The sequence below is a fragment of the Rhodoferax sp. OV413 genome (genome assembly GCF_945881795.1).
In the GTDB taxonomy this organism is placed as follows: domain Bacteria; phylum Pseudomonadota; class Gammaproteobacteria; order Burkholderiales; family Burkholderiaceae_C; genus Allorhodoferax.
Genome location: NZ_CAMCVG010000130.1, coordinates 1 through 4545 on the forward strand (window position 1 = coordinate 1; position 4545 = coordinate 4545).

General features: G+C 67.7%; 5 protein-coding genes. 1 reads left to right on the forward strand and 4 read right to left on the reverse strand.

The features are described from left to right. Together Q0O05_RS11445 and tsaB are read right to left on the reverse strand one after the other, a co-directional pair. Positions 1-324, reverse strand: a 324-nt coding sequence (locus Q0O05_RS11445; protein WP_293663150.1) for a GNAT family N-acetyltransferase, incomplete at its 3' end; no start/stop codon positions are given. 5 nt (positions 325-329) lie between these two features. Continuing rightward, positions 330-1154, reverse strand: coding sequence for a tRNA (adenosine(37)-N6)-threonylcarbamoyltransferase complex dimerization subunit type 1 TsaB (gene tsaB, locus Q0O05_RS11450; RefSeq protein ID WP_293663152.1), 825 nt, complete (start codon positions 1152-1154; stop codon positions 330-332). Between the two features lie 90 nt (positions 1155-1244). On the opposite strand from tsaB, the gene dacB reads away from it, so the two are divergent. Then, a complete protein-coding gene (gene dacB, locus Q0O05_RS11455; RefSeq protein WP_293663154.1) occupies positions 1245-2870 on the forward strand; it encodes a D-alanyl-D-alanine carboxypeptidase/D-alanyl-D-alanine-endopeptidase in 1626 nt (541 codons plus the stop codon). Between the two features lie 10 nt (positions 2871-2880). Here the strand turns inward: dacB and Q0O05_RS11460 are convergent, their stop codons facing one another. Then, the gene (locus Q0O05_RS11460; RefSeq protein WP_293663156.1) at positions 2881-4017 is read right to left on the reverse strand and encodes an L-threonylcarbamoyladenylate synthase; all 1137 of its coding nucleotides are present in this window, start codon (positions 4015-4017) and stop codon (positions 2881-2883) included. A 12-nt stretch (positions 4018-4029) separates the two neighbouring features. After that, positions 4030-4545: ATP-grasp domain-containing protein (locus Q0O05_RS11465; RefSeq protein WP_293663158.1), on the reverse strand; the 516-nt coding region annotated here is incomplete at its 5' end.

The following is a 4545-nucleotide window of genomic DNA, read 5'->3' on the forward strand; positions in this document are numbered from 1 at the left end:
CCGCACCTCCAGCCACAACCACTGCGCGCCCTGCCCGCGGGCCCAGAGCACCAAGGCATCGAGCATGAGTCGGGCCCAGCCCTGGCCCTGAAATTCCGGCGCCACGGTGATGTTGAGCAGGTGCACCTCGTCCACGCCCTTCATCGCCACAAAATATCCCAGCAACTGGCCGTCAGCGGTGAGCATCTGGGCCTGGTAGCCGCTGCGCAGGGAGTCGATAAAGTGGGGTCGGCCCCAAGGGTGCGAATAGCAGCGCTGCTCGACCTGCATCACCCGGTCGAGGCTGTCGGGCAGCAGGGGCTCAAACATCGCTTCGGGTTGCATGGCGCTCAACCGGCAGACGGGGCCGCAGCGCCGATCGCCGGTATGGCTGCGCCAAGCGAAACAGCCTGCGCCTTCTCAGCATCGCGCTCGGCCGTGGTCTTGGCGACCTTGTCGCGGATGTAGTGCGGCAGCGCCTGCGCCGCGTCGACCGCCAGCCCCTGCGCCACCATTTCCGGCGCCAGCCGCAACATGGCCGCGGCACCTGGCAGGGCCGGTACCACCTGTGCAGACTGCAGCAGCGCGGCGGGAAGCCGCCCGGCATACACGTCAAACACATTGCCAGCCAGTAAATGCGACGCCTTGCCCACTTGCAGGGGTTGCATCGGTTGTGGGGGCAAGTCGGCGGGCGTCATGGCCAGACCCAGATCTTGAGGACGCAGCAGGGCCGCGGGAAAAAGCGTCTGCCAATGGCCTTGGGTGAAGCGGTAGGTGGCGGCATACATCTCGTCCATGCGGGCATCAAGCAGCGCGGTCACCACGATGTCCTGCGAGTCGGGTACCGCCGCATAACGCGCGTCTTCAGCCACCGCCAGCAAAGAGTCCATGGGCAAGACCGGCACTCCTGCGCCAAAGGCCAGCCCCTGCACCACCGAACAGGCAGTGCGCAAGCCGGTAAAAGACCCCGGCCCGCTGCCAAAACAAATGGCGTCCAGATCACTCAGACGCACACCGGCATGCGAGAGCATGGCCAGCACCGCGGCAATCAGGTCGGTCGAGGCTCTGGCCCCGCCGGCGCTCTGGTGCTCCTGCAACTGCGGGCCGTCCGGGCCTTCGGTGCGCAAGGCGATCGAGAGAAATTCGGTTCCGGTGTCCAAGGCCAGCAGGTTCATGCGGGGATTATCGGCGGTGGGTGCCTGCGAGCGGCGGTCGGCGGGGCCGGGTGGGCCTGGGTGGGCCTGGGTGGGCCGGATAATGGAATCATGTTTTTTCACTTCCACCGGATGCGCCACCCGCGCTTTGCCTATGTAGCAGGGCCCGCAGGAGCCGCAGGGGTTACGCACTGTGAAGCTGCCCACATAGCCGTGCGTGCGGCTTTTTATTCATCAATCTTTCCGTCAAACTTTTCGTGGGTTTTTGCTTCTGTCGTGGCGGCCTTCCTCGTGCTGGCTGCGGGACGACCGGCTGTGGCGCAGGCCTTGCCACCCGAGGTGGATGCGGCGCTGGCGCGCGCCAAGGTGCCGCGCGAAGCGGTGGCTTTTTGGGTGAGCGAGGTGCAGGGCAACGCCGCGCCGCGACTGGCCCACCGCAGCAGCGCAAGCATGAACCCGGCATCCAACATGAAGCTGGTGACCACCATTGCCGCCCTCGACCTGCTGGGTCCGGCCTACACCTGGTCCACGCCGGTGTATCTGGGCGGCGCGGTGCAAAGCGGCGTGTTGAACGGCAACCTCTACATCAAGGGCGGCGGTGACCCCAAGCTGGTGATGGAGCGCCTCTGGCTGCTGCTGCGGCGGGTGCAGGGTCTGGGTATCAAAACGATTGCTGGCGACATCGTGCTCGACCGCAGCGCCTTTGACCTGCCCGATACCGACCCGGCCCGGTTCGACGGCGAGCCGCTACGCCCCTATAACGCGGCGCCCGACGCGCTGCTGATTAATTACAAATCGGTGGTGATGACCTTTACCCCAGACCGCGCTGCCAATGTGGCGCTGGTGCAGTACGACCCGCCGCTGGCCGGGGTGAGCCTGCCGGCTACCCTGCCGCTCAACCCTACGGCGGCCGACTGCGGCGACTACCGCGGCGCGCTCAAGGCCGATTTTTCCGACCCATTGCGCTTTCGCTTTGCCGGCAGCTACCCCGCGGTGTGCGGCGAAAGGGTCTGGCCCTTGGCCTATGCCGACCCGCGGGCTTTTGCCGCGCGCTCAATACAGGGACTGTGGGACACCATGGGCGGCAAGCTTTCCGGCAGCGTGCGCGACGGGCTGGTGCCGGCTGCACTTCTGGCGGGCAAACCAGCGGTGACGGGCACATCGAATGTGCTGGCCGATGTGATTCGGGACGTAAACAAGTTCAGCAACAACGTCATGGCGCAGCAGCTGTTTTTAACGCTGGGGCGCGTCGCTGCAAACCCGCCCGCCATCAGCCCCGGCAACCTGTCTGCCACGGAGGGTGTGGCGGACGCCAAGCTTCCCCCTGCAAGCTTTGCCGCCAGCCGCGCGGTGGTGCAGCGCTGGTGGCGGGAGCGGCTGGGCGACGATGCGCCATTGCTCGACAACGGCTCAGGCCTGTCGCGCGAGGAGCGCATCAGCGCGCTGGCCATGGGCCGGCTGCTGCAGGCCGCCTATGCCGCGCCCTTTATGCCGGAGCTGATGTCGTCCCTTCCGATCACAGGGGTGGATGGCACGCTCAGACGCATCAAGACCCGCACCAGCGGCACCGCCCACCTGAAGACCGGCTCGCTCAGCGGCGTGGTGGCGCTGGCGGGCTATGTGCACGCGCTGAACGGCAAGCGCTATGTGCTGGTGGCCCTGATCAACCACCCCAACGCCGCGGATGCGCGGCCCGCGCTGGACGCGCTGGTGGATTGGGCAGGGCGGGATTTGTAGTGGCCGCGTTTCAGGCCGCGGCCCGCGTCAGCCGGTCGCGCACCCCGGCCCACTCGGGGGTGTCGGGTGGCGTCTCCACCCAGATAAGCTGCACGCCGCATGCGTCCATCTCGCGCAGCGCGGCAAACAGCTCTTGGGCCGCGGGCTGAGCGTGCTGCGGCATGCGACGGGCCACTACCGTAGGGGTACCGACATCCGGAGGGGTGCCAATAGTCGGAGGGGTACCCATATTCCCCAGCAGCTGAGGCGGCACCTGCAGCGGGCTGCGGTGGTAGAGCGCAATGCGGGGGCGAGGGTTGGCGGGGCTGTTGGCGGACGGGGTAGTGCCGGCCAGCACATCGAGCGCTGCCTGCAGCGCCCGGGCGTCCATCAGCCGCACCGTGGCGCTGGGCGCGTAATGCGATTCCAGCGTCCCGGAGGCCCTGGGCGCAGGAGGGGATTGCGCATCCAGCTCCTCTTTCGATAGCAAAGGGCGTCCGCAGGCGTCTTGCACTTGTGCAGCGGTAATGGCGCCGGGGCGAAGCAACACCGGCGCGCCGCGGGTGCAATCGATGATGGTGGACTCGATACCCACCGCGCAGGGGCCGCCGTCGAGGATGAACAGCCCGTCGCCGAATTCGCCCAACACATGCGCCGCCGTGGTGGGGCTCACCCGGCCGAACAGGTTGGCACTCGGCGCGGCGAGACCCCAGACCACCGGGGCGCCGTCCGCAGGCTTGCGAAGCGCAGCGAGCAGGCTTTGCGCCACCGGGTGTGCCGGGCATCGCAGGCCGATACTGTCCTGCCCGCCGGCGGCCGCCTCGCCCACACCGGCGCGGCGCGGCACGATCAGCGTGAGCGGGCCGGGCCAGAAGGCCGCCATCAGCTGCTGCGCAAAGGCGGGCACACGGTCGCAGTAGTGCGCCACACCGCCCATGCCGCCATCAAATGCCGCCACATGCACGATCAGCGGATGGTCGGCGGGGCGGCCCTTGGCGGCAAAGATGCGGCCCACCGCCTGCGGGTCAGAGGCGTTGGCCGCCAGGCCATAGACCGTCTCGGTAGGCAGGCCAATCAGCCCGCCCGCGCCCACCACGCTGGCGGCAGCAGCTATGGAATCAGGAGCAATCTGCGCCCCCTCGGAGCCTTGGTAGGCGGCAACAATCATGCGCGGCGCGACTCAGAAGGCGGCGATGCCGAGGACGCGCGCCGCCTCGAGCGCGGTAGCGCGCACCTGCTCGATGCTCGGGCCGGTCACGTTGAGGTGGCCCATCTTGCGGCCCTTGCTGGCTTTGAGCTTGCCGTAGAGGTGCAGGTGTGTGCCGTGCAACGCCAGCACCTTCTCCCAGGGTGGCACGCCCTCGCCGCTGCCCTGCCCGGGCCAGATGTCGCCCAGCAGGTTGAGCATGATGGCCGGGCTGTGCTGCCGCGGCTGCACCAGCGGCAGATTCGCCAGGGTGCGCACCTGCAGGTGGAACTGCGAGGTGTCGCAGGCGTCCATGCTGTAGTGGCCGCTGTTGTGGGGGCGGGGCGCCATCTCGTTGACCACCAGCGCGCCCAACCCGGCCGCATCAGGATGCGACGCGTCAAGTACAAAGAATTCCACACACAAAACGCCGACGTAGTCCAAGCCATCTGCTATCGATTTCGCAGCAGCTACCGCAGTCCGGGAAAGCTCCGGCGGCAGATTTCCTTC

Excerpts from the sequence above, each read along its gene's own strand:
- tsaB (WP_293663152.1), bottom strand. The coding sequence starts at position 1,154 with ATGAACCTGCTGGCCTTGGACACCGGAACCGAATTTCTCTCGATCGCC.
- dacB (WP_293663154.1), top strand. The coding sequence starts at position 1,245 with ATGTTTTTTCACTTCCACCGGATGCGCCACCCGCGCTTTGCCTATGTA.
- Q0O05_RS11460 (WP_293663156.1), bottom strand. The coding sequence starts at position 4,017 with ATGATTGTTGCCGCCTACCAAGGCTCCGAGGGGGCGCAGATTGCTCCT.